This is a genomic window from Nocardia sp. NPDC051463 (assembly GCF_040681975.1).
Classification (GTDB): Bacteria; Actinomycetota; Actinomycetes; order Mycobacteriales; family Mycobacteriaceae; genus Nocardia.
This window is the reverse complement of record NZ_JBFBAB010000021.1, coordinates 86,305-111,393: the sequence shown is the minus strand read 5'-3', so window position 1 is coordinate 111,393 and position 25,089 is coordinate 86,305. Positions and strand designations below refer to the sequence as shown.

The 25,089-nt window shown below is 67.3% G+C and carries 26 protein-coding genes; 10 read left to right on the top strand and 16 right to left on the bottom strand.

What is annotated here, in order from left to right:
* Positions 1-85: 85 nt before the first annotated feature.
* Entirely contained in the window at positions 86-754 is a 669-nt protein-coding gene (locus tag AB0M74_RS24860; RefSeq protein WP_366528681.1) for a TetR/AcrR family transcriptional regulator C-terminal domain-containing protein, read from the bottom strand.
* 97 nt (positions 755-851) lie between these two features.
* Here AB0M74_RS24860 and AB0M74_RS24855 point away from each other — a divergent pair, with 97 nt between their 5' ends.
* The gene (locus tag AB0M74_RS24855; RefSeq protein ID WP_366528680.1) at positions 852-1,916 is read left to right on the top strand and encodes an NAD(P)-dependent alcohol dehydrogenase; all 1,065 of its coding nucleotides are present in this window, start codon (positions 852-854) and stop codon (positions 1,914-1,916) included.
* 98 nt (positions 1,917-2,014) lie between these two features.
* Positions 2,015-2,329: a hypothetical protein gene (locus AB0M74_RS24850; protein WP_366528679.1), complete on the top strand. Its 315-nt coding sequence runs from the start codon at positions 2,015-2,017 to the stop codon at positions 2,327-2,329.
* Positions 2,330-2,394: 65 nt separating this feature from the next.
* Here the strand turns inward: AB0M74_RS24850 and AB0M74_RS24845 are convergent, their stop codons facing one another.
* Complete coding sequence (locus AB0M74_RS24845) at positions 2,395-3,360, bottom strand: YafY family protein (protein WP_366528678.1); 966 nt, start codon at positions 3,358-3,360, stop codon at positions 2,395-2,397.
* 244 nt (positions 3,361-3,604) lie between these two features.
* Between AB0M74_RS24845 and AB0M74_RS24840 the strand changes: the two genes are divergently transcribed.
* Both AB0M74_RS24840 and AB0M74_RS24835 read left to right on the top strand, forming a co-directional pair.
* Positions 3,605-3,757 (top strand): hypothetical protein, encoded by a 153-nt coding sequence (locus tag AB0M74_RS24840; RefSeq protein ID WP_366528677.1) that lies wholly within the window; start codon positions 3,605-3,607, stop codon positions 3,755-3,757.
* A 448-nt stretch (positions 3,758-4,205) separates the two neighbouring features.
* The gene (locus tag AB0M74_RS24835; RefSeq protein ID WP_366528676.1) at positions 4,206-4,874 is read left to right on the top strand and encodes a helix-turn-helix domain-containing protein; all 669 of its coding nucleotides are present in this window, start codon (positions 4,206-4,208) and stop codon (positions 4,872-4,874) included.
* 13 nt (positions 4,875-4,887) lie between these two features.
* On the opposite strand, the gene AB0M74_RS24830 is transcribed toward AB0M74_RS24835, so the two are convergent.
* The 7 genes from AB0M74_RS24830 to AB0M74_RS24800 form a co-directional block, all read right to left on the bottom strand.
* The gene (locus AB0M74_RS24830) at positions 4,888-6,300 is read right to left on the bottom strand and encodes a TerD family protein (RefSeq protein ID WP_366528695.1); all 1,413 of its coding nucleotides are present in this window, start codon (positions 6,298-6,300) and stop codon (positions 4,888-4,890) included.
* 39 nt (positions 6,301-6,339) lie between these two features.
* The gene (locus AB0M74_RS24825; protein WP_366528675.1) at positions 6,340-6,882 is read right to left on the bottom strand and encodes a hypothetical protein; all 543 of its coding nucleotides are present in this window, start codon (positions 6,880-6,882) and stop codon (positions 6,340-6,342) included.
* A 464-nt stretch (positions 6,883-7,346) separates the two neighbouring features.
* Positions 7,347-8,147: a family 1 encapsulin nanocompartment shell protein gene (locus AB0M74_RS24820; protein ID WP_366528674.1), complete on the bottom strand. Its 801-nt coding sequence runs from the start codon at positions 8,145-8,147 to the stop codon at positions 7,347-7,349.
* Positions 8,144-9,181 (bottom strand): Dyp-type peroxidase, encoded by a 1,038-nt coding sequence (locus tag AB0M74_RS24815; protein ID WP_366528673.1) that lies wholly within the window; start codon positions 9,179-9,181, stop codon positions 8,144-8,146. Before AB0M74_RS24815 ends, AB0M74_RS24820 begins: the two co-directional genes overlap by 4 nt.
* A 48-nt stretch (positions 9,182-9,229) precedes the next feature.
* A complete protein-coding gene (locus AB0M74_RS24810; RefSeq protein WP_328406414.1) occupies positions 9,230-9,556 on the bottom strand; it encodes a cupin domain-containing protein in 327 nt (108 codons plus the stop codon).
* 226 nt (positions 9,557-9,782) lie between these two features.
* Positions 9,783-10,292 (bottom strand): dihydrofolate reductase, encoded by a 510-nt coding sequence (locus tag AB0M74_RS24805; RefSeq protein ID WP_366528672.1) that lies wholly within the window; start codon positions 10,290-10,292, stop codon positions 9,783-9,785.
* Positions 10,289-11,098 carry a thymidylate synthase gene (locus tag AB0M74_RS24800; RefSeq protein WP_366528671.1) on the bottom strand — a complete coding sequence of 270 codons (810 nt, stop codon included), beginning with the start codon at positions 11,096-11,098 and terminating at the stop codon, positions 10,289-10,291. The genes AB0M74_RS24805 and AB0M74_RS24800 overlap by 4 nt, the downstream gene beginning before the upstream one ends.
* Before the next feature lie 39 nt (positions 11,099-11,137).
* On the opposite strand from AB0M74_RS24800, the gene cobF reads away from it, so the two are divergent.
* Both cobF and AB0M74_RS24790 read left to right on the top strand, forming a co-directional pair.
* Complete coding sequence (gene cobF / locus AB0M74_RS24795; protein WP_366528670.1) at positions 11,138-11,911, top strand: precorrin-6A synthase (deacetylating); 774 nt, start codon at positions 11,138-11,140, stop codon at positions 11,909-11,911.
* Positions 11,912-12,046: 135 nt separating this feature from the next.
* On the top strand, positions 12,047-12,913 hold the full coding sequence (locus AB0M74_RS24790) for a DNA-formamidopyrimidine glycosylase family protein (protein WP_366528669.1): 867 nt from the start codon (positions 12,047-12,049) through the stop codon (positions 12,911-12,913).
* 165 nt (positions 12,914-13,078) lie between these two features.
* Here AB0M74_RS24790 and AB0M74_RS24785 read toward each other — a convergent pair whose 3' ends face one another.
* From AB0M74_RS24785 to AB0M74_RS24770, 4 genes are read right to left on the bottom strand one after another with little or no spacing between them, the layout of a single operon-like run.
* Positions 13,079-14,581 carry a carboxylesterase/lipase family protein gene (locus AB0M74_RS24785; protein ID WP_366528668.1) on the bottom strand — a complete coding sequence of 501 codons (1,503 nt, stop codon included), beginning with the start codon at positions 14,579-14,581 and terminating at the stop codon, positions 13,079-13,081.
* A 13-nt stretch (positions 14,582-14,594) separates the two neighbouring features.
* Positions 14,595-16,049, bottom strand: a complete 1,455-nt coding sequence (locus AB0M74_RS24780; RefSeq protein WP_366528667.1) for an NAD(P)/FAD-dependent oxidoreductase — start codon at positions 16,047-16,049, stop codon at positions 14,595-14,597.
* Positions 16,046-16,291 (bottom strand): DUF2630 family protein, encoded by a 246-nt coding sequence (locus AB0M74_RS24775; protein ID WP_366528666.1) that lies wholly within the window; start codon positions 16,289-16,291, stop codon positions 16,046-16,048. Before AB0M74_RS24775 ends, AB0M74_RS24780 begins: the two co-directional genes overlap by 4 nt.
* A gap of 10 nt (positions 16,292-16,301) precedes the next feature.
* Entirely contained in the window at positions 16,302-17,669 is a 1,368-nt protein-coding gene (locus AB0M74_RS24770; protein WP_366528665.1) for a PLP-dependent aminotransferase family protein, read from the bottom strand.
* An 81-nt stretch (positions 17,670-17,750) separates the two neighbouring features.
* Between AB0M74_RS24770 and AB0M74_RS24765 the strand changes: the two genes are divergently transcribed.
* Positions 17,751-18,434, top strand: a complete 684-nt coding sequence (locus AB0M74_RS24765) for a pyridoxamine 5'-phosphate oxidase family protein (RefSeq protein WP_366528664.1) — start codon at positions 17,751-17,753, stop codon at positions 18,432-18,434.
* Positions 18,435-18,462: 28 nt separating this feature from the next.
* Here the strand turns inward: AB0M74_RS24765 and AB0M74_RS24760 are convergent, their stop codons facing one another.
* Positions 18,463-19,098, bottom strand: a complete 636-nt coding sequence (locus AB0M74_RS24760) for a TetR/AcrR family transcriptional regulator C-terminal domain-containing protein (protein ID WP_366528663.1) — start codon at positions 19,096-19,098, stop codon at positions 18,463-18,465.
* A gap of 78 nt (positions 19,099-19,176) precedes the next feature.
* Between AB0M74_RS24760 and AB0M74_RS24755 the strand changes: the two genes are divergently transcribed.
* A complete protein-coding gene (locus AB0M74_RS24755) occupies positions 19,177-20,064 on the top strand; it encodes an alpha/beta fold hydrolase (RefSeq protein WP_366528662.1) in 888 nt (295 codons plus the stop codon).
* 155 nt (positions 20,065-20,219) lie between these two features.
* On the opposite strand, the gene AB0M74_RS24750 is transcribed toward AB0M74_RS24755, so the two are convergent.
* Both AB0M74_RS24750 and AB0M74_RS24745 read right to left on the bottom strand, forming a co-directional pair.
* Entirely contained in the window at positions 20,220-21,893 is a 1,674-nt protein-coding gene (locus AB0M74_RS24750; protein WP_366528661.1) for a hypothetical protein, read from the bottom strand.
* Positions 21,894-21,898: 5 nt separating this feature from the next.
* Complete coding sequence (locus AB0M74_RS24745; RefSeq protein ID WP_366528660.1) at positions 21,899-22,681, bottom strand: crotonase/enoyl-CoA hydratase family protein; 783 nt, start codon at positions 22,679-22,681, stop codon at positions 21,899-21,901.
* A 76-nt stretch (positions 22,682-22,757) separates the two neighbouring features.
* Here AB0M74_RS24745 and AB0M74_RS24740 point away from each other — a divergent pair, with 76 nt between their 5' ends.
* Together AB0M74_RS24740 and AB0M74_RS24735 are read left to right on the top strand one after the other, a co-directional pair.
* Positions 22,758-23,402 (top strand): TetR/AcrR family transcriptional regulator, encoded by a 645-nt coding sequence (locus AB0M74_RS24740; protein ID WP_366528659.1) that lies wholly within the window; start codon positions 22,758-22,760, stop codon positions 23,400-23,402.
* Positions 23,403-23,418: 16 nt separating this feature from the next.
* Entirely contained in the window at positions 23,419-25,038 is a 1,620-nt protein-coding gene (locus AB0M74_RS24735) for an acyl-CoA dehydrogenase family protein (RefSeq protein ID WP_366528658.1), read from the top strand.
* Positions 25,039-25,089: the final 51 nt, after the last annotated feature.

The window sequence follows — 25,089 nt, the reverse complement described above, 5'->3', positions numbered from 1 at the left end:
ATCAGCCGATTGTTGGTGAAGTTGCGACCCACGTGCCCTTGCGATTTCGGCAGCGGCAACTCGAGCAGTGGGAGACGCGACCTAACTACTCGGGCCGAGTCCGCGGCAGCCGTTCCAGCCCGTCGAGGATGAGGTCGAGCCCGAAATCGAAGTCGGCGACGCCGTTGTGCGCGCCGGAGCTGACCAGTTGGGCCAGCGCATTCATGTGGGGGTGACTTTCGGCGGGGATCAGTGGCAGGAATTGCGCTGCGGCCGAAGCGTATTCGTCGGGTACGAGTGGAAAATTGAGTTCCTGCAGGGTGAATCCATAGATGTGGCTGTCCATGGCATTCCAGGCGCGGTCGGCCTGCTGGAGGCTGAAGCCCGCGGTGTACAGGCAGCCAATGGTCGCATCGATATAGCGCAGCATGGCGGGGCCGACGTTGATCCTCGACCCGATGAGCCCGGTGGCCCACGGGTGGCGGCGCAGTGTTTCGTGCGCGGAGGTGGCCCGCCTGCGCATGGCCGTCTTCCAGTCGCCGCCGATCTCCGGTACCTCGATCTCGGCGACCACGAGGTCGACGATGCCGTCGAGGAGATCGTCCTTGTTGGCGACGTGGTTGTAGAGCGACATCGCCTCGACGCCGAGCGCCTGTGCGAGCTTGCGCATGGACAGTGACTCCAGCCCGTTCTCGTCGGCGAGCCGGACTGCGGTGCGCAGCACCCGGCCGCGGCTGAGTGGGGTGCGGGCCGGGCCCGCGGGGGTCTTGGGCATGGCCCTTCTTCCTTGACGTACTTACGCCGTAAGCGTACCGTTTCAAGGGAACGACTTACGGTGTAAGTACCTCGAATCGCGGGTGAGGACGAGTTCCATGGTTGAACCGAAGGGGCAGCAGGTCGGGACGAACGCCCTGCCGCCGGACCGGGCCGGGGTGTCCGCCGGTACCGCCGGCGCCACGATGTCTGCGATTGTCGGCCCGTCGTACGGGTCGAGTGAGGTGCTCCGCCACGAGGTGGTCGACCGCCCTGTGGTGGGCGACGGCGAGGTGCTGATCCGGGTCCGTGCGGCCTCGGTCTGCTCGGGCGACGTGCACCTGCTTACCGGCAAGCCGTACCTGATCAGACTCGGATTCGGGTTGCGCAGGCCCAAATATCGAATTCCGGGGCAGGACGTGGCCGGTGTGGTGGTCGCGGTCGGCGACAAGGTCACCGGCTTCCGGATCGGTGACGAGGTGTACGGCAAGACCTCCGGAGGCGGATTCGCCGAATACGTCTGTGTGTCGGCGCGCACTCTCGCGCCGAAACCGGCCACGCTCACCTTCGAACAGGCTGCCGCCGTACCGGATTCGGGTATGACCGCGTTGCAGGGCTTGCGTGAGGTCGGAGGACTCCGCCCCGGTGGGTCCGTCCTCGTCAACGGTGCTTCCGGCGGTGTCGGCACCTTCGCTGTCCAGATTGCGAAGGCGCTCGGTGGCGAGGTGACCGCCGTCTGCAGTACGCGCCACCTCGCCGCGGTCCGCGATCTGGGAGCCGATCACGTAATCGACTACACCGCAGAAGATTTCACCGAAGTCGACGGTGAATACGACATCATCTTCGACCTGGTCGGCAACCGGTCGTTGCGCGAGTGCCGTCGCGTACTCACACCCGGAGGCGTCTTCGTTTCCTCGGCGGGCTCGCCCGGTGGCAACTGGCTCAGCCCTGTCCTGTGGATCGGAAAAGTCGTGTTGGCCAACCTGTTCGCAAGCCAGACCTTCGCGCCGCTGCTCATGCGTCCGACCCGGGCCGACCTGGAATTCCTGACCGGCCTCGCCGAGAACGCCACCCTGCGTCCGCTGATCGAACGGCGCTATCCACTCGCCGAAACGGCAGCTGCGTTCGCTCATATCGCCGACGGTCACGCGCAGGGCAAGACGGTGATCCTCGCATGTTCGTGAGTGGTCAAAGTTGTTGATTAGAAGGCGAATTCGGCTCTGAGTGAACTCGTGCGCGGAAGCGGGGCGGGTTCAGCTCGTCACCGAAACATGCTGCTTTGGTGGAAAATTCGCTGGCATTGGACGCGGTGAATCCGGACGACTACGACGCGGTGTTTCTCGTCGGCGGGCAGGCTCCGATGTACACCTTTGTCGATGAGCCGCGCATTCATGACTTGGTGGCGTCCCGCGTCGCGGACCAGGCCATCCAGCCGTTCCGAATCGAAGACGAGGCCCGCAAACTCGACGGCACGAACTTCATCGTCGCGGGTCGCTTCGTGCCGCATGCGGTCCGCGACGGCAACCTGATCACCGGCCAGCAGCAGTACTCCGGTGTCGCGGCGGCCCGGCTGGTGATCGCGGCGCTCGGCGTATAAGCCGCCCTTACGCAGTTGTGGTCGAGTGGCACACCAGGTGCGGCCGAGGTCGAGAAGCCTCTCGCTCATGTGCCACTCGACTCGTCGACGGCGGCGGTGAGGCGGGCGGTGAGGGTGCGGATATGGGTGATCAGTTCGGGAGGTTCGTGGATGCGGAACGGAAAGCCGAAGCCGGCCACATAGATGGCCAGTTCGTCCAGCGAGTTGGAACCTGTTCGGAGTAGGCAGGATTGGTGGTCGAGTGGTTCGATGACGCCGACGGTGGGGGCGATGCGGTCGGCGGCCACCTCGGCAGGGACGTACAGGGTGATGCGGGCGCAGTAGCGGTAGGGGTAGGTGGTGACGCCGCGGGAGATGTAGCCCGCGAGGTCGATGTCGGGGGCTTCGCGCGGGGTGAAGCGGGGGCCGGTGGGGATGCGGGGGTTGATGCGGTCGACGCGGTAGGTGCGCCAGTCTGCGCGGTCGAGGTCCCAGGCGATGAGGTACCAGTGCCGGCCGGTGTGGGCGAGGCGGTGGGGTTCGGTGGTGCGCAATGATGTTGTACCGCTGTGGCTTCGGTAGTCGAAGCGCAAGCGGTGGTGGTCACCGATGGCGGCGGCGAGCGCGGTGAGGACACCGGGATCGACGGTCGCCGCCGCGGCGGGGACGGCGACGGTGGTCGAGTGCACCAGATTGACGCGGTGGCGCAGCCGCGAGGGGAGTACCTGCTCGAGCTTGGTCAGTGCGCGCAGCGAGCTGTCCTCGATGCCCGCGATAGTGCCGCCCGCCGCCGTGCGCAGGCCGATGGCGACCGCGACGGCCTCGTCGTCGTCGAGCAGTAGTGGCGGGAGTTTTGCGCCCGCGCCGAGCCGGTAGCCCGCGACGCCCGGCGTGGCGTCGACGGGATAGCCGAGGGTACGCAGCTTGTCGATATCGCGGCGGACTGTGCGTGCGTCGACCTCGAGACGTTCGGCCAGTTCGGCGCCGGTCCAGTCGCGAGGCGTCTGCAACAGCGACAGCAGACGCAGCAGGCGGGCGGAGGTTTCCAACATGAAACGCAGTCTGCCCCGCGCCTAGGGCGATAGAAGTCCTAGGTGGGTCAGCACGTCGATGTTTTGACCGCTGGGTCGATATCGATCGCGGCGAGCACGTCGTGGCAATGGCGGAGCCGCCGCTGCTGGTTGCCGTCACCCGCGCGTTCTGCCACGACTTGTGCTAAAACCGAAGCCTGTGGTGCTCGTGTCGGCAGTTCGTCGCCGGAGCAAGACCACGATCGGATGTACAGGAGTGACCGTCATGAGCGAGCAGCGTTGGCTTACCCAGGAACAGCGGGAAGATTTCTGGCGGCGCTGCGGCTGGTCGCCGACCCTGCCCGAATTGGATCGCCTGATCATCGAAAACCGCTGGGACGACGAGTCGATCGACATGGCGGCATTGTTCGGTTGGTGACCCGGCCGTGCGTGGTCGCGCGGTGAGTTCGCCGGCGCTGCCATGAGTTGCGCTCCGCGGCGAATGCCTCGGCTTGCCTTGCCCGGAATTCCTCGATGGATTCGGCGTTGTCGGCGAGGAACTGTCGGTAGTCGGCCAGTCGGAAGTCGCCCTCTTCGGCTTTCACCCGACGTTGCCCGCAGCGAAATCCGCGCGTAGGTCGAGCAGTTCTCCGGCGTCGACGGCTCGGCACGATGAGCTGATCGGCGGACGGGATGGTGTGTTCGGCTTCGGCAAGCGGCCAATATCTATCAGAGGAAGTTTTGCGTTCGCGATCGCGCTTTCGGTGTCCGGTGTGTATCGCTTGCGGGAACCCGGTAACTTCCGTATCCCTCCGCTCGGCCACGCCCGGTCGCATGAACGCCGATGCGCCGATGAAAACCCTGAAATGCGATGCCAGAATGGGCAGGTGGCAAACCTCGGCCCCGGCCGCCCTCGACTGGAACAGCGACCGCGTCGCGGGCAGACACCGCGCGCCGAGATCCTCGACGCCGCCGGGGAACTGTTCACCACTAACGGGTACGCCAACACCTCGACGCGGGTCGTCGCCGATGCGGTCGGAATCCGGCAGGCCTCGATCTACCACCACTTCGCGGCCAAGGACGACATCCTCGACGCGCTGCTCGGCGAAACTGTCGCCGCGACCTTGGAACTCGCCGAACGGCTACGCGAAGTACCGGAATCGGTAGCCGCGCGACTCTACGCACTGGCCTGGTTCGATGTCCGCCAGCTGTGCGCCGCCCGCTGGAATCTCGGTGCGCTATACCTGCTTCCAGAGCTGCGCACCGAACGCTTCGCCGCCTTCCGCTTGCGACGCGACGAATTACGCAGGCACTACGAGGTATTGGCCGCGAGCGTGCTCGCCGAGACGGCCGATGCGAGCATCGCCGGGCTGGAGGCGCTCCCGTTCCGCCTCGTCGAGACGGTGATCGGCATCCGCTCCGACGCAGGCAGCGCGCCTGCTTACGCCGAACGCACGATCCCCGACGCGGTGCTGCGGATGCTCAGCTGGCCGGGCGACCTCGACGAGTTGCGTACGGTGGCGGACACGCTGCTACAGCGATTGCAGGCCGCCTGAGACCTTCAGTTGGTCAGCCCTTGCCGCTGGATGCCTGGAACTGGAAGCCCCAGCCGTACATCTGGGCGATCTCCCGGATGCCGCTGCCTGGACGGCCCCCGGGTGGGCGGACGAAGGTACCGTCGCGGCGAACGACGAACTCGCCGTTGAGATTCTCGATGTGGGCGAGGACGACGTCGCGTGAGTTGTCCGTGCAGCCATCCATGGTCATCTCGATCGGCGCCGAGTTGACCGGGTACAGGGTGGCGGTGGCCTGCACACCACGGAAATCGGTCGCGCCCTCGTAGATGGACGCGAATACCAGGATGCGGCGGAACTGCGCGGTGAAATCGAGGTTGATGTCGAGATTCTCGCCGGTGCTGCTGGTGCCGGTCCTGTCGTCCTGGTCGAGCCGGATGAACGGCGGGCGGTCCAGCGCGCCGAACGAACGATCCAGTGCGCGAACGGAACCGATGCGGCCGTCGGCCAGCTCGAAGAAGCAGGAGAGGTCGAGATCGAGGGTACCGCCGCCGCGGTTCCTGCCGAACAGTCCGCCACCGCTCGGAGCGGCCGAGATCGTCCAGTTCAGGTTGACGCGCATAGTGCCCGCGATCGCGCCCTGCTTGGTCAGCGAGATCGATGGCGACTCTTTGGTCAGCGCGATTTTGCTCATGTTGATCGGCGCACCCGACGGGCCGGCTGCCGGAGGCTGCTGCGGGGAGTGGGGCGGTGTCGGCGCGCTGTCGGGAGCCTGCGGTGGGTAAGGCGGTGGCGTGGGCGCACTGTAGGTCGGCGGCGGTGCGAACTGTGGTGCGGGCGGTACGAATTGCTGTGGTGGCGCCGGTGGCGGTGCGAACTGCTGCTGCGGTGCGGGTGGCGGCTGCGGTGGGGTGAACTGCTGTGGTGGCGCGGGCGATGCGGCGGGAGCCGGTGCGTCATCGACGGAGATCCCGAAGTCGGTGGCAAGACCGGCCAGCCCCGAGGCGTATCCCTGTCCGACGGCACGGAACTTCCACGCGCCCTGCCTGCGATACAGCTCGCCGAGCACGAACGCGGTCTCGGTGGCCGCACCGACGCTGTCGAAGCGGGCGACCTCGGTGCCGTTCGACGCGTCGATCACCCGCACATAGAGGCCGTTGAACTGCCCGAAGGTGCCGCCGTCCGAGGAGGCCGCGATCACGATGGCGTCGATCTGCGACTCGACCTGAGCCAGATTCACCGACAACGTGTCCAGCACGACCGGACCCTGCTGTTTGCCCTCGTACCGGACCGCGCCGGACGCATGCGCGGGCTGGTTGTAGAAGACGAAGTCGCTGTCGGATCGCACCTTGCCCGAGACGAGCAACAGTGCGGAGGCATCCGCATCGGGAACCCCGGGTCCCGACTGCCACCCCAGTTCGATGCGGACCGCGGACATCGGCACCGCAACGTTGGCGCCCTTCATCATCGACACAGCTGCCAACGTATCGGAAACGGGCCTGCTACGTCAGGGCTGGGCGCCGCGGGTCGGCGGCGCGATCTGCCAATGTCGATGCAGTCCGCCCGCAATTTCCGGGAGCACGGTCACCGGTACGCGTTTGCGGCGCAGCATCTCTCGAATTTCCTGCACCTGCTCGCGTTTACGCATGTCGTAGGCACCAGACACCGGACGAACCACCGGCGGAATGGACAGCAACACCAGCTCACCGTGGCGTTCGTCGCCACCGGAGAGGTCGAGGGCGAGCGACCATCTGGCCTGCTCGTCGAGGGCGAACCGCCCGGCAACCACCCGATTCCAGTCGATGCTGGATTCCCGCCACGGGGTGCGCCGGTAGATCCCGCCGTCGGTCAGTACGACGACGTCGCGTCCGAACAGCGCGGCCAGGATAGCGATACCCGCGACCACACCGGCGAGTAGCCCGGTGAACACCCGGTTCGGGCCGAACCCCGTGACGATCGCACCACAGACCAATGCGGTCACCCCGATGCCGAGTGCGCCGTAGAGCAGCGCTCGTCGAGTGGGAACCACGCCAGCGCGCACCATCGTCATCTCGCCTCCTGCCGACTGCGAATCCCACCGTACCGGGCCGACCCGCCATCGAGCCCTGGTAGCGCTTGCCAGGTCGGGAATGTGTGGTGGCAGAGTGGGCAGGCGTCGATCCAAATGACTGGTGCCGAGCCCCGATAGCTCCTGTCGTATCGAACGCTGGGTCTGGGAGTCCGCCGAACGTAGTCGAATGGTGGTTGCCAGGCGAATTCGACCGCCATACGACTACGATCGACGAGCACTTTTGGGTGGGTGGTCGCAGGGTGGTGCCGAACCTGACGAGGGTGGCGCGCGGTGCAGGCCGAGTCAGGAGCGGACTTCGAAGTGGTCGAGGCCGAGGGCGCGTCTGCGAGCCGCGGTAGTCGTGTTCGATGCGCCAGTGTTTTTGCACACGGACCGTGCTCGGCTCGAACCCGGCAGACGCCACAACCGAAACCACACCCACCGCTACGGGAGAACTCTCGAACTCAGGGCTCCAAAGCGACCGCGGCTTCGCCCGTGTACACCAAGAAGGTCAGGCTCTGCTGGAAGTACAGCTGCACCGACTCGGCGTCGTGCGACAGGTAGCCGATCGAGAGGTCTTGGCCGAGTTGCAGGTCGAAGTCGCCGCCTCGGGTGGTCAGCACGAACGCGCCGTCGATGGCGGGGGCCCAGATGATCTCGCCGTCGGGGATCAGGCGTTCGATATGGGTGCGGATCGGGTGACCGTGGTCGGAGGTTTCGCTGACTGCCGTGTACAGGTCCGCACTCAGCAGCACCGAGTACGGACCGTCGACGCCCGCCAGCCGCAGTGCGCTGAGTGCCTGGGTGACGGCCTCCGGGACCAGCCGCGGGTCGCTCGGTACGCTGATCGCCTCGTTGGACGAACTTGCCCGGATACCGGTGATATTCGCGGCCGGGTAGCCCTCGAAGATGGCACGGTCCTCGGCGAACGCGATGCGTCGCGCGGCCTCCTTCACCGGATCCAGATCCGTGTCCTTGGCGCCACGCTCGACATCGTCGAGCTCATCGCGCGACAGTGTGAACGGGACCCGCAGTTCGACCAGCGGCGCGACAACGCGCTGACGGGCTTGCACACCGTCGTCGGGCGCGGCGATCGCGGTGGTGCGGCCGAGGCCGACGGCGGAGTAATCGGTGCCGTGCGGGCCGGACAGATCGACGACGCGACGTCCGGCGATGTGCCGCTTGAAGGTTCGCCTCGCCTCTTCCTCGATTGCCGTCCACGCCTCGGAGGTGATCGGCGCAAGGTCGCGATGGAGGTTGTTCATTGCTGCGGGCTCCTTTTCAACGTGCCGATACCGAGTGATCCATCTCCGGTCTCCGACTTGTCAACGCCCTCGGCGCCGGAAGATTCCTCGACTTCGGGAGCGTCCGGTGCGGCGTCGAGGAAGTCCTGGGGCGGTGTGAAGAACAACGTGCCGGTGACCGCGGTGGAGAAGTCCAGGATGCGGTCGTATTCGGCTTCGTCCGAACCGAGGAACATTCGCGTGAGCATGGCTTCGGTGACGCTGGGCGTGGCGGCGTAAGCGATGTAGTACGTGCCGAATTCGTCGTCGCGAATGCTGCCGAACGGCATATTGGCGCGCAGGATCTGACGTTGGGTTCCCTCGGCATCGATGATGGTGTTCACGGCGACATGGGAATTCAGGGGCTTGTCCGCGTCGGAGAACTCGATGTCGTCCAGCTTGGTCCGGCCGATCACCCGCTCCTGCTCGGGGACCGGTAGTGTGCGCCAGTCCGTCATGGCGTGCAGGTATTTCTGCACGATCACGTAGCTGCCGCCCGCGAAGTCGGGGTCCTCGTCGCCGATCAGTGCCACCCGTCCCGCGTCCGAGGTCGGCGATGCGCCTTCGGGATTCTCGGTGCCGTCCACGAAGCCGAGCAGATCGCGCTGCTCGAAGTAGCGGAAACCGACGGTCTCGTCGACGATGGTCACCGCGCCGTCGAGTCGGTCGCTGAGCAGCATCGCCAACTCGAAACAGGCGTCCTGCACTTCGGCTTTGATGTGGAACAGCAGGTCGCCCGGTGTGGCGGGGGCCTTGTGGTGTGCGCCGTCGTAACCCGGGAATTCGTGTAGCTCGGCGGGCCGCGGTCCGGTGAACAGCCGATCCCACGCGGCCGAGCCGATCGACGTCACACAGGTCAGTCCGGATCCCGGCAACCGGAACCCGACCGAACGGCGCAATCCGGACAGATCGGCGAGTACCTCGCGCACCGTCCGCTCTCCGCCCTCGTCGATGGTGGCGACGAGGAAGATCGCGGCCGGTGTGAGCGGTTCGAGGATCGGCTGCGGCTCACCCATGATCAACAGCGTAGTGGCCTGCGCCGACACACCGATCGAGCGGTGGGGTTACTTGGCGACTGTCAGCAGGAAGGCGACGTCGTCCACGGCCTTGACGCTGTGTCGCGCTTTCGGCACAACCAGCAGGTCACCGGCCGAGCCCTTCCATTCGTTGGTGCCGCTGATCAGCGTCAGCGTGCCGCTGAGCACCAGCAGTGTCGACTCGCCCGCATTGTCGTGCTCGGCCAGACTCTGGCCCGCGCTGAGACCGACAACGGTCTGGCGCAGCGAATTGGCGTGTCCGCCGTAAATGGTTTGCGAACTGCGCCCGCTCGTGGCGGTAGCGGCCAACTTGAGCTGTTGGCGAGCGACCGCTGTCAGCGATTTCTTGTCCATGGACCGCCTTTCGCAGATCACATACACCCGGATCAGGGCTGGTGATTCGGGCTGGTGGGCGGCGGATGGATAAATGTCCGACCACCGCCTATCAGGAGTATGCCCGACGTCTGCGCGTGGCGGGCCAGGTTTGATCGCCTGCCCTCCCTGCGGCGTGTTCACCACCGTCCCCACGGGTCGAACGGTGTTGTGCTGCTGCGGCTGACCGACGCCGGAGGTTTGCCGACTAGTCGGATCGGTGGCGGATGTAGTGCCGGATACGGAAGCGCAGCCCGGTCGTCGACTCGCGCCACTGCGCCGGTTCGACGTCACGCCATTCGGGGCCGATGAGAGGTGCGTACGCGTCGCCCTCCACTATGGTGTCGACCTCGGTGACGAGCAGGTCCGTCGCGAAAGCCATAGCGGCGCGGTAGATCTCGCCGCCGCCCGCGATCCACACGGTGCCCGGAGTGCTCATGGCCATCGCCTCGTGCAGTGATGCCGCGCGTTCGGCGCCCGCGGCGGACCAGTCGGGTTGCCTGGTCACCACGATGTTGCGGCGGCCGTCGAGCGGGCGGAATCGCGGTGGCAGCGAGTCCCAGGTGCGCCTGCCCATCACCACGGGATGACCCATGGTGACGGCCTTGAAATTCGCCATGTCTTCGGGCACTCGCCAGGGGATGGTGTTCTCGAAACCGATTACCCCGTCAGGGGTTTGCGCCCAGATGAGCCCGATCGTCCGGTCCGGTCCGCTCACACCGCCACCGGGGCCTTGATGGCCGGGTGGTGCTGGTAGTCGACGATGTCGACGTCGGCGTAGGTGTAGTCGAACAGCGTCGGTGCCTGGCGCAGCCGCAGCGCCGGGAACGGGTACGGGTCGCGGGTGAGCTGCTCGGCCACCTGCTCGACGTGGTTGTCGTAGATGTGGCAGTCACCGCCGGTCCAGATGAACTCGCCGGGCTCCAGCCCGGTCTGCTGGGCCACCATGTGGGTGAGCAGCGCATAGCTGGCGATATTGAACGGGACGCCGAGGAACAGGTCGGCGCTGCGCTGATACAGCTGGCAGGACAGCTTGCCATCGGCCACATAGAACTGGAAGAACGCATGGCACGGGGCCAGCGCCATCCGGTCCAGCTCGGCCACATTCCAGGCCGAGACGATCATGCGGCGCGAATCCGGATTGTTGCGCAGGGTCTGCAGCACGTCGGAGATCTGGTCGATGTGGGCGCCGTCCGGCGTCGGCCACGATCGCCACTGCACGCCGTAGACCGGGCCGAGTTCGCCATCGGCGTCCGCCCATTCGTCCCAGATGGACACGCCGTGCTCCTGCAGCCAGGAGACATTGGAATCGCCGCGTAGGAACCACAGCAGCTCGTAGACGATCGACTTCAGATGCACCTTTTTGGTGGTGATCAGCGGGAAGCCCGCCGCGAGGTCGTAGCGCAGTTGGTGGCCGAAGATACTGCGGGTGCCGGTTCCGGTCCGGTCCGCTTTCGCCGTCCCGGACTCCAGGACCAGACGCAGCAGGTCCTCGTACTGGGTATCGCGAGCATTGGTGGCCACGCCTCGCGAGTTTACTGATGCCTGGCAAGCTCTCCGCACATGCGCAAGCTCTACGTGATCGGCATCGGCGCCGGCGACCCCGACCAGGTAACGGTGCAGGCCATCAAGGCCATGCGGCAGGTCGAGGTGTTCTTCGTCATCGGCAAGGGCGTCGAGAAGCAGGAGCTCCTCGACGTGCGGACGGCCATCCTGACCGAACACCTCGAGGGCGACTACCGGATCGTGGAGATCCCCGACCCGCCGCGCGACCGCTTGCCCGCGGACTACCGGGGTGTCGTCGAGAACTGGCACGACCGCCGCTCGGCACTGTTGGAGGAAGCTTTCGCACAGGTCGACGGAGTCGGCGGGATTCTCGTGTGGGGTGATCCTTCGCTCTACGACAGCACCTTGCGGATTATCGAACGGGTACTCGACCGTGGTGTGCACAGCTTCGACTACGAGGTGATCCCCGGCGTCACCAGCGCCCAGGCGCTGGCCGCCCGGCACCGGATGGTGCTGCACCGTATCGGCGAACCGGTGCACATCACCACGGGCAGGCGTCTGCGCACCGACGGTCTCGGCCCCGGCTCCACCCTGGTGATGCTGGACGGCGACTGCGCTTTCACCGAAGTCCCCGGCGACAACGTGTCCATCTGGTGGGGCGCCTACCTCGGCATGCCCGATGAGATCCTCATCGAAGGCCCCCTGCGTGCGGTCGAGGGCGAGATCATCCGACGCCGTACCGAATTGCGCGCCGAAAAAGGCTGGATCATGGACATCTACCTTCTCCGCGTCGACCCAGAGCGTGCGTACGAAAGCGATAATCGGCGGTAGCGGAACGGCGGTTGTGTAGGGCCGCGGGGCCACCGTTTCACTACGCCCCGCTTGTCCCTCGTTGCTCGACGTGGCAGGGGGTGTTGCACTGCGCATCCAGCTGTTTTGTCGGTGCTCCCGGGTAGCCTGGGATTCGTGCCCGAGCTACCCGAGGTGGAGGCGTTGGCGCAGTTCCTCCGGGAACATGCTGTCGGCGCTGTCGTGGGGCGTGTCGATGTGGCCGCGCTGAGTGCGGTGAAGACGTTCGACCCGCCGGTGACGGCGCTGTCCGGACGGGATGTGACCGGGGCGGGCCGGTTCGGCAAATTTCTCGGGCTCGAGTGCAGTGGGCTGTGGCTGATCACGCATCTGTCGCGGGGCGGCTGGCTGCGTTGGATCGATGAGCCGAGTGCGACACCGCCGAAACCGGGCAAGGGACCGTTGGCATTGCGTGTGCACTTCTTCACGCCGGAAGGGGCGACGCCCGCCTTCGATCTGACAGAGGCGGGCACCAAGAAGCGGCTGGCCGTCTATATCGTCGACGACCCGAAGGTGGTGCCCGGCATCGCCCGCCTCGGTCCCGACGCGCTCGATGTCACCGAGGCGCAGTTCGCCGAAATCCTGCAGGGCACCTCCCAGCGCATCAAGACCGCGATCGTCGACCAGACGCTGATCGCCGGGGTCGGCAACGCCTACTCCGACGAGATCCTGCACACTGCGCGGATCTCCCCTTTCGCCAACACCAAAACCATGTCGGCGGAAACGATCTCGACACTGTACGCGGCCATGCGGGCCGAGCTCACCGACGCGGTGCGACGATCGGTCGGCCAGGCCGCGGCCCGCCTCAAGGGCGAAAAGCGTTCCGGCATGCGGGTACACGCGCGCACCGGGCTGCCGTGTCCGATCTGTGGCGACACCGTCCGTGAGGTCTCCTACGCCGAGCGCTCGTTCCAGTACTGCGCGACCTGCCAGACCGGCGGCAAAGTGCTGGCCGATAGACGGATGTCTCGGCTGTTGAAGTAGCGACCGATTCGGCCGGCACACCCGTGTGAAACCGGATGCCGGGTGCGCGGAACCCCTCCGCGGTCACCAGCCGGTTCTGCTCAGTTGACCAAGCCTCGGCAGCACGGGCCAGCCGGGCGGCGCCGTTTCCATGGGTATCCGCTCACGACCTGCCCGCCGCGGACCTCACGTCAGTGTCGGCACCCCGATGCCCTGCCAGGCAATGCGTTTCGCTGAGTCCGGATCGTTTTCCAGCCGGGTCGGATCATCGATGATCAAGGTGGTGCGGCGGTCCTCGGTGTAGGCGGGCCACGACGGCAGCGGTACGCCGTCGCGGGCGAAGGACAGCCAGTTGTCCTGGAACTGGCGGGTGACGGCACGCAGGCCACGGCGTCCGCCCGCCGCGGTGATGGCCCGCCCGAAGGGGGAGTCGACCGCGCCGAACACCGGGATCAGGTCGGTCGCGTGGGTTGCGCCGACGCCCGCGAGATGGAATGCGCGCGGGGCGAAATCGTAGCGGTAGGCGTAGGTGGGCGCATGGCGGCTGTGGCCTTCCATCGCGGTGACCGAGGGCCGCCAGAAGACGTAGTCCCCACCCATCCGTACCGCGACCTTCGGCGCGGGATAGCCGGAATATGCGGTGGTGACCCGGGATTCTGCTTCGTCGCCCGCCCGTGCGAGCAACCGGTGCAGCCGGCCGGGGTCGGTGGGCAGTTCATCGGCGAACCTCGCGAACAGCGTGCCTTCCTCGCGATTGGTGCCGATGATGAGTGGCACCCGGTGTGCGGTGCCCTCGGTGATCGCCTCGATCGGGGCCTTCGGCAGATAGGTGCCGTCGACTGTCGGTGCGATGGGGAACAGGCCGGGGTGTTCCCGCAACACCCGTCCGCTGCTCCGGTCGACCGCGCGACGAATGTCGTTCGCGTCGGCCGCGATCAGCGCGTCGGCCGCGTTTTCCGCAGTGGCGCCGAGCGCTTGGACGCAGCGGCGGGCGAAGGCGCGGGCATCCTCGGGGCTCATTGCCCAGTCGGCGGGCGGGCTCTGTGCGATGCCACGGTGGAACAACCCCTCGGCCGCGGGAGTGGCCAGCAGCGAGAGCACCGCGTGCGCGCCCGCGGATTCACCGAAGAGGGTGACATTGCCGGGATCGCCCCCGAATGCCGCGATGTTGCGCTGCACCCAAGCCAATGCGGCGACTTGATCGCGCAACCCGAGGTTGGCATCGAAAGGCCGCTCCGGCGAGCCGAATTCGCCGAAGTCGACATAGCCGAACGCGCCGAGTCGGTAGTTCAGCGACACCACGACGACATCACCACGCACCGCCAGCCGTGCGCCCGAATACAGGCTCAGTGCCGACGTGCCGATCACATAGCCGCCGCCGTGGATGAACACCAGCACCGGACGCGGTGTCGACGAGTACTCTGCCGGTGCGACGACATTGAGTGTCAACGAATCTTCGCTGGTCGGCTGGTAGCGGCGCGGCCCGATCCTGGCACCGGATCTGTGCTGCATCGCGGCCGAGCCGAATCGTGTCGCCACCCGGACGCCGGTCCAGGGGACTACCGGTTGCGGTGCACGAAAGCGCAGGTCTCCCACCGGAGCCGCCGCGTATGGAAGGGATCGCCAGCGCACCACGCGACGGCCGCGGTGACCGCGGACAACTCCGTCGGCGGTCGTGATATCTGCCATCTACCGATGGTAGCTACGTCCGACGTGCTTCCAATAGGCGTAACCAGAGCTCGTTTACCGTCGGGTAGGAAGGCACTGCGTGCCACAGTGTTGCCAGCGGTACCTTGCCGACCACGGCAATGGTCGCCGCGTGGATGAGCTCGCCGACCTCGGGGCCGACGAAGGTCGCACCGAGCACGGTGTCGGCGGCGGCGTCGATCACCAGCTTCGCGCGCCCGGAATAGTCATCGCGCGCCAATGACGAACCGGCGACGGCGATGTCGATCTCCACGGTCTCCACCGAATACCCGGCGCTGCGCGCCGCCGCCTCGGTGAGCCCGACCGAGGCGACCTCGGGTGCGGTGAACACGACCTGCGGAACCTGCTGGTGATCGGCGGTCGCGGCGAACCGCGCGTCGGACAGCTGCCTGCCCTCCGCCCGTGCGGCGATGACATCCCCACACACTCGGGCCTGGTATTTGCCCATGTGGGTCAACGCGACGCGCCCGTTCGCATCGCCCACCGCGTACAGCCAGTCGCCTTCGACACCACGCGCGGTCAGCCGGTCGTCCACATCGACAGGGCCCGCGGGCAATCCGACCGCAGCCAGGCCGAGTGCTTCGGTGGCAGGTCTGCGCCCGGCGGCCACGATGATTTCGTCGGCCTCGATCCGCGCACTATCCGGATCGATGTTGTCGCCGCGCAACACTACGGTCACCGGGCCGCCGTGGATGCGCCCCTCGCCGGTATCCTTCGCGTCCGGGCGCTCCACCTGTGCGGGCTGGGTCCCGAAGCGGACCCGGACACCCGCGTCGGCCAATCCGGCGGCCACGCGCTCCCGGGCGAACGGTTCGGCATTACCGAGTAGCGCATTCCCACGCACCAACAGCGTGACCTCCTCGGCACCGACACCGGCCAGCCAGGTCGCGGCCTCACAGGCGACGACACCGCCGCCGACGATTACTACCCGCCGGGGGACTTCGTGCAGGTTGGTGGCATCCCGCGAGGTCCAGGGGAGTGCCTCGCGCAGGCCGGGAATCTCCGGAACGCTGGCGGTGGTTCCGGTGGCCAGCACCACCGCGTGTCTGGCGCGCAACGTGCGGCCCTCGACCTCGACGAGCCGTGCACCGGCCAGGCGGCCGTTGCCGCGGATCACGTCGATCCGGTTGTCGGTGGCCCACTGCACCTGCGAGCTGTCATCGTGGTTGTGGGTGAAACTGTCTCGTCTGCGCAACACCGCTTCGACGTCGAGACCGGTCGCGGAGATTCCTGCCATTGCCTGCGCGCTCGTCAACAGATGCACGGGTCGTAACAGCGCCTTGCTCGGCATACAGGCCCAGTACGAACATTCGCCACCGACCAGTTCGCGCTCCACGATGGCTGCGGTGCGCGCGCTCCCCGCGATGGCGTAGGCGGCCGCGTTCTCCCCGGCGGGCCCACCACCGATCACGATGACGTCGTACTCGGTGGTCTCCGGCCCCGAGGTCACTGCAGATAGCCCTCGACCTGACGGGCCGAATTGACCTGTGCATCGTCGGGCGAGCCACCCTGATCGAGGCGCGCCCGTCGGTGCCGCAGCAGATCCCAGGCCTGATCGAGCATGACTTCGAGCTCCGCGAGTTGCTGCCGCTCGGTTACCGGATCGACCTCGCCGGCCGTCGCCCTCGACCGCAGATCGTGCTCGCGGTCCACCAAATTCTTGATACGCGCCAGGATGTCCTGTTCGGTCATGCAGACCATGCTACGGCCGGGTCAGACATTCTCCGGCCAACGGAACGGCGATCTCGAGTTCTGCCCAGCTGAGCGCGGTGTAGCCGAGCGCGACGCCGAAGGACCGTTGCGGGCCGAGGTGATGGCGGGCCAATCCGTCGAGGGCGATGCCGCGCGTCCGGCCCTCGGCGATGGCCTTTTGTTCGGCTGCCGCCGAGGCCAGTGGCACCACGACATGCGAACCTGCGTCGTCGCCGACTACCTCGAGACCCTGCCCGCGCAGCTCCTCGACCACGAACGCCCGGCGCGGCGGCAAGGCACGACGCAGCCTGCGCAGATGTCGCGCCAGGTCACCGTGTCCGGCGAATTCGACGAGCACCCGCTGGCCCGCTGGACTCGGCCCGGTGCCGGTCAGCTCCCGGTGCGCGAGTACCGCGTCGGCGATCTCCGGCATCGCGACCAACCAGCCGGTTCCGAGGCTCGGTGACAAGATCTTGCTCGTGGTGCCCAGGTGCACGACCACGTCCGGCGCCATCGCCGCGAGCAACGGCAAAGGCGCTGTGTCATAGCGCAGCTCGCCGTCGTAGTCGTCCTCGATGATGGGCACACCTGTCTGTCGGGCGAATTCGACGAGCTGAACCCGGCGCGCCGCGGGCATGCGCGCGCCGATCGGAAACTGGTGTGCCGGTGTGCAATACACCGCCTTGATGCCCGGCGGCAGCAGCTCGACCCGCAGTCCTTCGGCATCGACGGGGACGGGCAGCACCGTGATCCCCGCGGCCAGGAATGCGCCCGCGGCGCGTTGATAGCCGGGGTCCTCCATCGCGATCGCATCGCCGGGGCGCAGCAGCGCGGCGGCGAGTTCGCTGACCGCCGAACTGGTTCCGGCGGTGGCGAGCACGACGGTGTCGCTGTTCGCGCCGAGACCGCGGTGCCGCAGCAGGTGTTCGGCGATCGTCGACCGGAACTCCGGCTCACCGCCGCGGTCCTTGCGGACCATCGGGGCGATGTCGGCGGCGGCCCGCCAAGCCCGTCGCCAGGCCCGCTGGTCGATGGCTTCGACGCAGGGTGCGCCGGGACCGAGGTCGAGAAGCTCCGGGTTGTCCGCCGATCCGGATGCGGCGCTCGGCCGGGTAGGACCCGCGACGGGGGCGGTGGTCAGGTAGGTGCCCGATCCGCGTTTGCCTGCGATCCAGCCCTCGGCGTGTAGCTGGTCGTAGGCCGCTGCGACGACGGTGCGGCTCACCCCGAGCCGCTGCGCCAGCGACCGCGAGGAAGGCAGCCGGTCGTCGGTCCGCAGCACGCCGGTGCTTGCCGCGGTCCGCAAACCTGCCGCGACCTGCGCGGACAGCGGCTGCGCCGCATCGCGATCGAGCACGAGCGGGAGCTCGTCGAGCACGGGCGCCTCCAGCAGTGGACTGTTACTTTTTCCTTGAATTGGCTATTTCAGAATGCCACTTTCGGCTTCAGGATAAGTGCTATGACCACGTCGCTCACGTCTCGGCCGCCGCTCTCGCCGACCCCGCGCAGCACGCCGACCCGCGCAAAGGAGCGAGCCAGGTCCGAAAGGGCCGCCCTGGACGCGGTCCTCGACGCGGGACTTGTCTGCCACCTGGGTGTGGTCCTCGGTGGCTCTCCCGTGGTGATCCCCACCGTCTACGGGCGTGACGGCGACACGCTCTACCTGCACGGCTCGACCGGTGCGGGCAACCTGCGGGCCGCCGTCGACGGCGATATCTCCATCGCGGTCACCCTCGTCGACGGCCTCATCTACGCCCGCTCGGCCATGCACTTCTCGATGAACTACCGTTCGGCCGTGGTGCGCGGCCGCGCGGTGGAAGTGACCGACCCCGATGAACGGATGCACGCGCTGCGCGTAGTGATCGAGCACTCCGCACCCGGAGCATGGGATCGGGTCCGCAGGCCCAACAAGAAGGAGCTGGCTGCGACAAAGGTGCTCGCGCTCGACCTCACCGAAGCGTCGGTGAAGGTCAGGACCGGTGGCCCGAATGACGATCCCGAGGACATCGAGGCAGGTGGCGTATGGGCAGGCGTACTGCCCATACGCCAGGTGTGGGATGCTCCGGTGCCCTCGGCAGACCTCGAGCCCGGCCTCGAAGTGCCCCAGCACGTACTCGACCGCTGCGACGCGGTCACCACCTGAGCGCAGCAACGTTGTACGGCACTCCGAGTCAGTGCTTGGCTCGGAGGCCGGCCAGGACGATTTTCAGTCCGTCACGGAATTCGATGTCCGGATCTCCGGCGGCGGCCGCGTGGGCGATCTCGATCAGTCTGGGGAATCGGTCGGCGGGTAGTTGCGCGACGCGAGTGGCGGCAGCGGCACGGTCCCCGTCGGCGGGTGCCGAGAGGGGGTTGGTGAGTTCGGCTTGGGCGAAGCCGGTCACGAAGCCGGATACCGCTCGGAAGGCGACCAGTAGATCGAGCCCCGATCTTCCGGAGTCGGCGAGGGCCTGCAGCAGCGCTTCGGCGGGTGCGAGGGTGGGGATGTCGAAGCTGCGCCGGGTCAAGATCAGTGGGATGGCGTGCGGGTGTGCGCGCACTGCCCGCCACGTGGCCTCGGCGATCGTGAAAACGCGCGTCTCCCATTCGCCGCCCTCGTCGGTCCACTGTGTTTCGGTCATCACGGCCTCGGTGACCAATTCTTCGAGCCCATCGCGACCGTCGACGTAGTTGTAGATCGTCATCGCCCCTGTCCCTAGTTCGGCGGCGAGGTTGCGCATGGTGAGGCCGGCGAGTCCATGCTCGTCCACCAGCGTCAGCGCGGCCGTCTGCAGTTGTTCCCGGCTGAACTTTCTGGGTGCCGGCATGACCCTCCCTTGTTTAAGTACGTTGTACGTGATTGACTGACCATCGTTCACGTACAACGTACCTAATCGGAGGGTCGCATGACGATACGCACCACATTCCCGTCCGGAGCAGACGAATGCGCAGCATGGCTGACGCTGCCCGAACGCCCCGGCCCGCACCCGGCCGTCGTTCTCGTCCACGGCGGCGGCGCCACCCACGAGATGATGCTCGCGCAGTACGAGAAGTGGTTCTCACAGGCCGGATTCGCCGTGGTGGCCTTCGACTTTCGTCATCTCGGCGAATCGGGCGGTCAACCGCGCCAGCTGGTAAGCCAGCGCCGCTACGCCGAAGACGTCGACGCCGCACTGGCCTTTGCCCGCTCCAGGCCTGAACTGGACTCGCACCGGATCGCTCTCTGGGGCACGTCCTTCGGTGCCAGCCACGTCCTGGCCGCAGCTGCCCGCCACCACGATCTGCGTGCCGCGGTCGTCCAGTGCCCGGTCTTCAGTGGACGTGCCGTCGTGTCCCGAGCGGGAGTACGGCATCTACTCCGATTCACAGCCCCGATTGCCGCCGACCTGATACGCGCCGCACTCCGACGGCCCCGCCGCTATGTCCCGTTGGTCGGAAAACCCGGCGAACCAGCGTTCGTGAACCAGCCCGGCGCTCTCGAAGGATGGCAGTCGGTGATGCCCCCCGGGTACCGCTTCGATAATCGGATCACGGCGGCCTCCGGCCTCGGCATGCTGTTCTACAACGCCGCATCCGCCGCGCCACGCGTGCGTTGCCCCCTGCTGGTGTGCGCCTGCGAGCATGAGAACCTCATCGACTCCGCCATCGCCGGACGGGTGGCCTCCACCGTGCCGGGGGCGGTCCTGAAGCACTACGATGCCGACCACTTCACTGTCTACCACCCGCCGGCGGTCGAGCAGATCGTCGCCGACCAGATCGACTTCTTGACCACGCACCTCACCCCGAACGCGTAGCCACTCCGCTCGAAGTCTCCAGCTGCGGCGGCCGCCCCTGAGGCGTGTGGTCCGCGGCCGAAGACTCCACCGGCAACCGCGGCACTGATCAGCAGGCAAATCAGCGTGCCTCCGAACCACTGTGCACTCCCGAAGTCTCAGGATTTTCGAGGCCGTCACCAGGCAGTGAGGGGGAGGTGCCGAGCTTCTGCTGTCTCGCGGGCGAGATCTCGCAGCGCTGTGGAGGATTCGACGGCGGTGGTGTCGAGGCTGACGAGGGACAGGACGAAGTCGTCCGCGCTGCGGCACAGGTAGCCGGACAAGCGGGTGCGGGGGAGTCTGTCGGTGGTGAGGCCGGGGTGGATGGCGCGGGCGGCGACGCCGATGCAGTGGTGTGGGCCGAGGGTGCGTAGTGATGTGGGCAGAGTTCCGATGTTGGAGCACAGGATGTCTCGTTCGCCGGCGCCCTTGGACAGTGCGTGTGCCCAGCGGTCGGGGATCACCTGTAGCAGCTCCTCGGGCAGTCCACCCGGGCTGGACATGCGACGCTCGTAGGCGATCCGGGACTTCTCGCGAATCGTTGCCGGGGTGTCGGCGCGGTCGATGCTGATCTCCGTCATCGCGAGATCGTTGTCGACACGGGGTTCGTCACGGGTGTCGACGGGGAGGCTGGCATCGATCGCCGGACGCGGAAATCCGGTGGCCCACAGTATGTTCGCGACCACCCAGATGAACAGGCTGTTCGCGGATCCGCCTTGTGCGAGGGCGGCGCGGTCCCAATCGGACGCCGCGCACTGCAGGATCGCACTGTGGGTCGGTGTGGCGTCGGAACCTGTGCGGTGACGGTCGGCTGCCGCTGTCATCGGTCGCGGCGGAACGCCGTGCCGAAAGGCGCGTGCGGTGCCGCGAAGAACGATCGACCACTGCCGAAACGCATCGGCCCAGTCTGATTGTGCGGAAATGGAATTCGCCGGGTGGCCGGTGATATCCGCCGAACCGTCGGAGTCCGATCTGCCCGGCGTCGAGTCGGCGCCCCCGCGGGCCTCGGCCCGATGCGCTTGCGGTGCTGTCGAGTTCGCTATCGAATCGGAGGTCGATGAGGGCAGCTGCATCGACGAGGTGACAAGGTTCGCTGGACTCGTGGTGTTCGATCGGCTTCGCCGCCGGCCCCCCTCGGACCGCGATGTTTCCGGACCAGTCGTCGAGTGGTCGGCGGTGGGCGTGGAGTCGGGCTGATGCAGTTGCGGCGGCACGTGTTCGTCACCGGCGGGCCGAGCGATGGCGGCTCGGCTGCGTAGAGCTTCGTCGACGGCGAGGACGAGTGCACGGCCGTCGGCGATGGCGTGTGAACAGGTCAGACAGACAAGGGTGCCGCCGTCGTCGAGTGCCACGGCCGACAGTCGCCACCCGGGGCCGAACTCGGGGTCGAGGTCGGCGCCTCGGCCGTCGGCCCAGTCGAGCAGGGTTTCGGTGGGGATCGGCTCGGTGGTGCTGTCGAACGGGTGGGCCCTGGTGCTGGGTCGCCAGGATCGTCGGGCGCCGGGTACCCGCGGGCGGATCACGCGGCGGCCCAACGGCCCTGTGCGCAAGGCGGTGTGGACCTCCTGGAGCAGCCGTGGGTCGATGGCGTCTGCTGTGCGCCAGAGGCCCTGTAGGGCGACCGGAGTGCCGAGGCCGCGATGGGTGCGCAGGAAGATTTCGTCGACGACGCTCAGTCGACGGCTGCTGCCGAGCCGATCCGTGGGTTCGAATCGGTTGGTGTGGTCGAGTTGGTTGGTGTCGTCGTGGCGGTCGGTGCCGCCGGGGCGATTGCCGTCGTCGCGTCGATTCTGTGCGCTGGGTCGGCCCATTCGGGTCAGGCGCGTGCGCCGTGTCGGCCTGCGCCCGCGGCGAATCGCTTGGCGCCCTCCAGGGCTCCGTCGGCAAGAGCGGTCATGCCGTGTCGAAACTCGTTGCGGATCGCGGCTTCCTCGTCGAGGCCGTCCTGTTCGAGCATCGACATCCGATCGGAGCGCAGGCAGGTCTGGGGCAGCGCGGCCAATTGGGCGGCGACCTCCTCGGCGGCCCGGCGCGCATCACCGGTCGGCACCACGCGATTCACCAGGCCCATCTGCAAGGCCTCGGGTGCGCCCACCGCGCGGCCGGTGAGCACCAGGTCCATCGCGCGCCCTGTCCCGATGATGCGCGGCAGCCGCACGGTGCCGCCGTCGATCAGCGGTACGCCCCAGCGGCGGCAGAACACGCCGAAGGTGCTGTCCTGCTCGGCGACTCGCAGATCGCACCAGAGCGCGAGCTCGAGCCCGCCCGCCACCGCGTAACCGGAAACGGCGGCGATCACGGGCTTGGACAGTTTCATGCGGGTCGGGCCCATGGGGCCGTCGCCGTCTTCGACCGGCCGGTTGGAATTCTCGGTGCCGAGGGCCTTGAGGTCCGCGCCCGCGCAGAAGGTGCCGCCCTCACCCCATAGCACCGCGACCGACGCGTCGGGATCGGCGTCGAAGGCACGGAACGCGTCGGCGAGCGCGGCGGCGGTCGGGCCGTCGACGGCATTGCGCGCGGCGGGGCGATGCAGGATGACGGTGGTCACCGGTCCGGAGTGTTCGACACGGACGGCGGGACCGCTGGCTTGGTCAGTCACGTACACGACCCTACGACGTGCGACAGGCTGGAAACAGCCCTTGCGTCAAGAAATGAATCTGTGGTTCACTTCTTGCGTGGTGTACCGCAGAACCCCTGCCGTGCAGGCCCGCCTCGATGCGCAGGCCGCGTTGATCGTGCAGGCCGCGACGAAGGTCCTCTCCAGGGAGGGTTTTGCCGGGCTGTCCATGGCGGCGGTCGCGAACGAGGCCGCGGTGGCGACCGGAACGGTGTACAAGCACTTCGAAGGCAAGTCCGAATTGGTGAGTGCGGTCTTCCGGAAGGCGGTCGCCCGTGAGGTCGCCGCTGTCACCGCGGCGGCCGCGGAACGGATCGCGGCCGCCGACACCGCGGCCTCCGCGGTCGAACGCGTCACCGCCGCGGTGGAAACCTTCGCGGGGCGTGCGCTGAAGAATCCGAAGCTCGCCTACGTGCTGCTCGTCGAACCGGTCGATGCGGCTGTCGACACCGAGCGCCTGCATTTCCGGCGTGCTTTCGCCGAGGCGTTCGAATCGGCGATCGCCGAGGGTGTCGCGCGCGGGGAACTGCCCGCACAGGACGCGCGAACCAGCGCCGCCGCATTGGTCGGTGCGATCGGTGAAGTGCTCGTCGGTCCGCTGGCCCACGCACCACACGGCGAATCCGTTGTCCCCGAACTTGTTGCCTTCGCGATGCGCGCGCTCGGCGTGCGCGATGATCAGAGCGCCCCGGGCGCTCGATAGAAACAGGAGTTGTCCGATGCCGACGCATGAAGTCTTCAACCAGGTTCCGAACATCGTGCCTTTCGACGTCTCGCGGAACCCGGCGCTGCTGGAGGGCCTGCACCGTGAGGGCGCGGGCTGGGCCGAGCAGGAGGTGCGTGAACTCGGCAGGCTCGCGGGCGGTTCCGCGGCGCAGGAGTGGGGCAGGCTGGCCAACGAGTATCCGCCGGTGCTGCACACCCACGACCGCTACGGCAATCGCATCGACGAGGTCGAATTCCACCCGCACTGGCACGACCTGATGAATGTCGCAGTCGCGCACGGACTGCACGGCTCGCCCTGGCTCGACGACCGTCCGGGCGCCCATACCGCCCGTGCGGCCAAGTTCTACACCTGGGGTGTCGCTGACGCGGGCCACATGTGCCCGATCTCGATGACCTACGCGGTGGTGCCCGCGCTGCGCCACAACGCGGAGCTCGCGGCGAAGTACGAACCGCTGCTCGGTTCCAGGACCTACGACTTCGGCCTTCGTGAGCCGTCGACCAAGGCCGGGCTCATCGCGGGCATGTCGATGACCGAAAAGCAGGGCGGCTCCGATGTCCGCGCCAACACCACGACCGCGACTCCGCAACCTGATGGCAGCTATCGGATCGTCGGACACAAATGGTTCACCTCCGCGCCCATGTCGGACATGTTCCTGACGCTGGCACAGGCGCCCGGCGGCCTGTCCTGCTTCCTGCTGCCCAGGGTGCTGCCCGACGACACCCGCAATCCGATTCGGATCCAACGGCTCAAGGACAAGCTCGGCAACAAGTCCAACGCTTCCTCGGAGATCGAATACGAGAACGCCACCGGCTGGCTGGTCGGCGCGGAGGGGGCGGGGGTCAAGACCATCATCGAGATGGTCAATATGACCCGCCTCGACTGCGTGATCGGCTCGTCGACCGGAATGCGCGTCGGCGCGGTGTACGCGGTGCACCACGCACGGCACCGGGATGTCTTCGGCAAGAAGCTGATCGATCAGCCCGCGATGCGCAATGTACTCGCCGACCTGGTGATCGAGTCCGACGCCGCGACCACCGTGATGATGCGCCTCGCGGGCGCCACCGATCGGGCGGGACAGGATCCGGCCGAGGCGGCGCTGCGCCGAATCGCGTTGGCGGTCACCAAGTACTGGGTGTGCAAGCGGGCGCCTTCGCACGCGGCGGAGGCATTGGAATGCTTCGGCGGCAATGGCTATGCCGAAGAATCGGGGATGCCGCGCCTCTACCGTGAGGCTCCACTGATGTCGATCTGGGAGGGCTCCGGCAATGTCGCCGCCCTGGACGCGTTGCGCGCCATGGGCCGTCAGCCCGAGACCGTCGAGGCGTACTTCAACGAGGTCTCGCTGGCCCGCGGTGCGAACCCCCGGCTCGACGACGCCATCATTCGCGTCGGCAAGGAACTCTCCGATCTCAGCGACATCGAATACCGCGCACGCCGCATCATCGAACTGATGGCTCTCGTCCTACAGGGCGCGCAACTGGTCCGCCACGGCCACCCTGCCGTCGCGGATGCCTTCTGCGCCACCCGGCTGGGCGAGGACTGGGGCATCGCTTTCGGCACTCTGCCGACGGGCGTCGACACCGGCGCAATCATCGAACGCGCCTTCGTCTGATCGTCAGCGCGCTGGTCGAGTAACTGCTCGACCAGCGTCCCCGCGATCACG

Excerpts from the sequence above, each read along its gene's own strand:
- AB0M74_RS24860 (WP_366528681.1), bottom strand. The coding sequence starts at position 754 with ATGCCCAAGACCCCCGCGGGCCCGGCCCGCACCCCACTCAGCCGCGGC.
- AB0M74_RS24855 (WP_366528680.1), top strand. The coding sequence starts at position 852 with ATGGTTGAACCGAAGGGGCAGCAGGTCGGGACGAACGCCCTGCCGCCG.
- AB0M74_RS24845 (WP_366528678.1), bottom strand. The coding sequence starts at position 3,360 with ATGTTGGAAACCTCCGCCCGCCTGCTGCGTCTGCTGTCGCTGTTGCAG.
- AB0M74_RS24840 (WP_366528677.1), top strand. The coding sequence starts at position 3,605 with ATGAGCGAGCAGCGTTGGCTTACCCAGGAACAGCGGGAAGATTTCTGG.
- AB0M74_RS24830 (WP_366528695.1), bottom strand. The coding sequence starts at position 6,300 with ATGATGAAGGGCGCCAACGTTGCGGTGCCGATGTCCGCGGTCCGCATC.
- AB0M74_RS24825 (WP_366528675.1), bottom strand. The coding sequence starts at position 6,882 with ATGACGATGGTGCGCGCTGGCGTGGTTCCCACTCGACGAGCGCTGCTC.
- AB0M74_RS24820 (WP_366528674.1), bottom strand. The coding sequence starts at position 8,147 with ATGAACAACCTCCATCGCGACCTTGCGCCGATCACCTCCGAGGCGTGG.
- AB0M74_RS24815 (WP_366528673.1), bottom strand. The coding sequence starts at position 9,181 with ATGGGTGAGCCGCAGCCGATCCTCGAACCGCTCACACCGGCCGCGATC.
- AB0M74_RS24810 (WP_328406414.1), bottom strand. The coding sequence starts at position 9,556 with ATGGACAAGAAATCGCTGACAGCGGTCGCTCGCCAACAGCTCAAGTTG.
- cobF (WP_366528670.1), top strand. The coding sequence starts at position 11,138 with ATGCGCAAGCTCTACGTGATCGGCATCGGCGCCGGCGACCCCGACCAG.
- AB0M74_RS24785 (WP_366528668.1), bottom strand. The coding sequence starts at position 14,581 with ATGGCAGATATCACGACCGCCGACGGAGTTGTCCGCGGTCACCGCGGC.
- AB0M74_RS24775 (WP_366528666.1), bottom strand. The coding sequence starts at position 16,291 with ATGACCGAACAGGACATCCTGGCGCGTATCAAGAATTTGGTGGACCGC.
- AB0M74_RS24765 (WP_366528664.1), top strand. The coding sequence starts at position 17,751 with ATGACCACGTCGCTCACGTCTCGGCCGCCGCTCTCGCCGACCCCGCGC.
- AB0M74_RS24760 (WP_366528663.1), bottom strand. The coding sequence starts at position 19,098 with ATGCCGGCACCCAGAAAGTTCAGCCGGGAACAACTGCAGACGGCCGCG.
- AB0M74_RS24755 (WP_366528662.1), top strand. The coding sequence starts at position 19,177 with ATGACGATACGCACCACATTCCCGTCCGGAGCAGACGAATGCGCAGCA.
- AB0M74_RS24750 (WP_366528661.1), bottom strand. The coding sequence starts at position 21,893 with ATGGGCCGACCCAGCGCACAGAATCGACGCGACGACGGCAATCGCCCC.
- AB0M74_RS24735 (WP_366528658.1), top strand. The coding sequence starts at position 23,419 with ATGCCGACGCATGAAGTCTTCAACCAGGTTCCGAACATCGTGCCTTTC.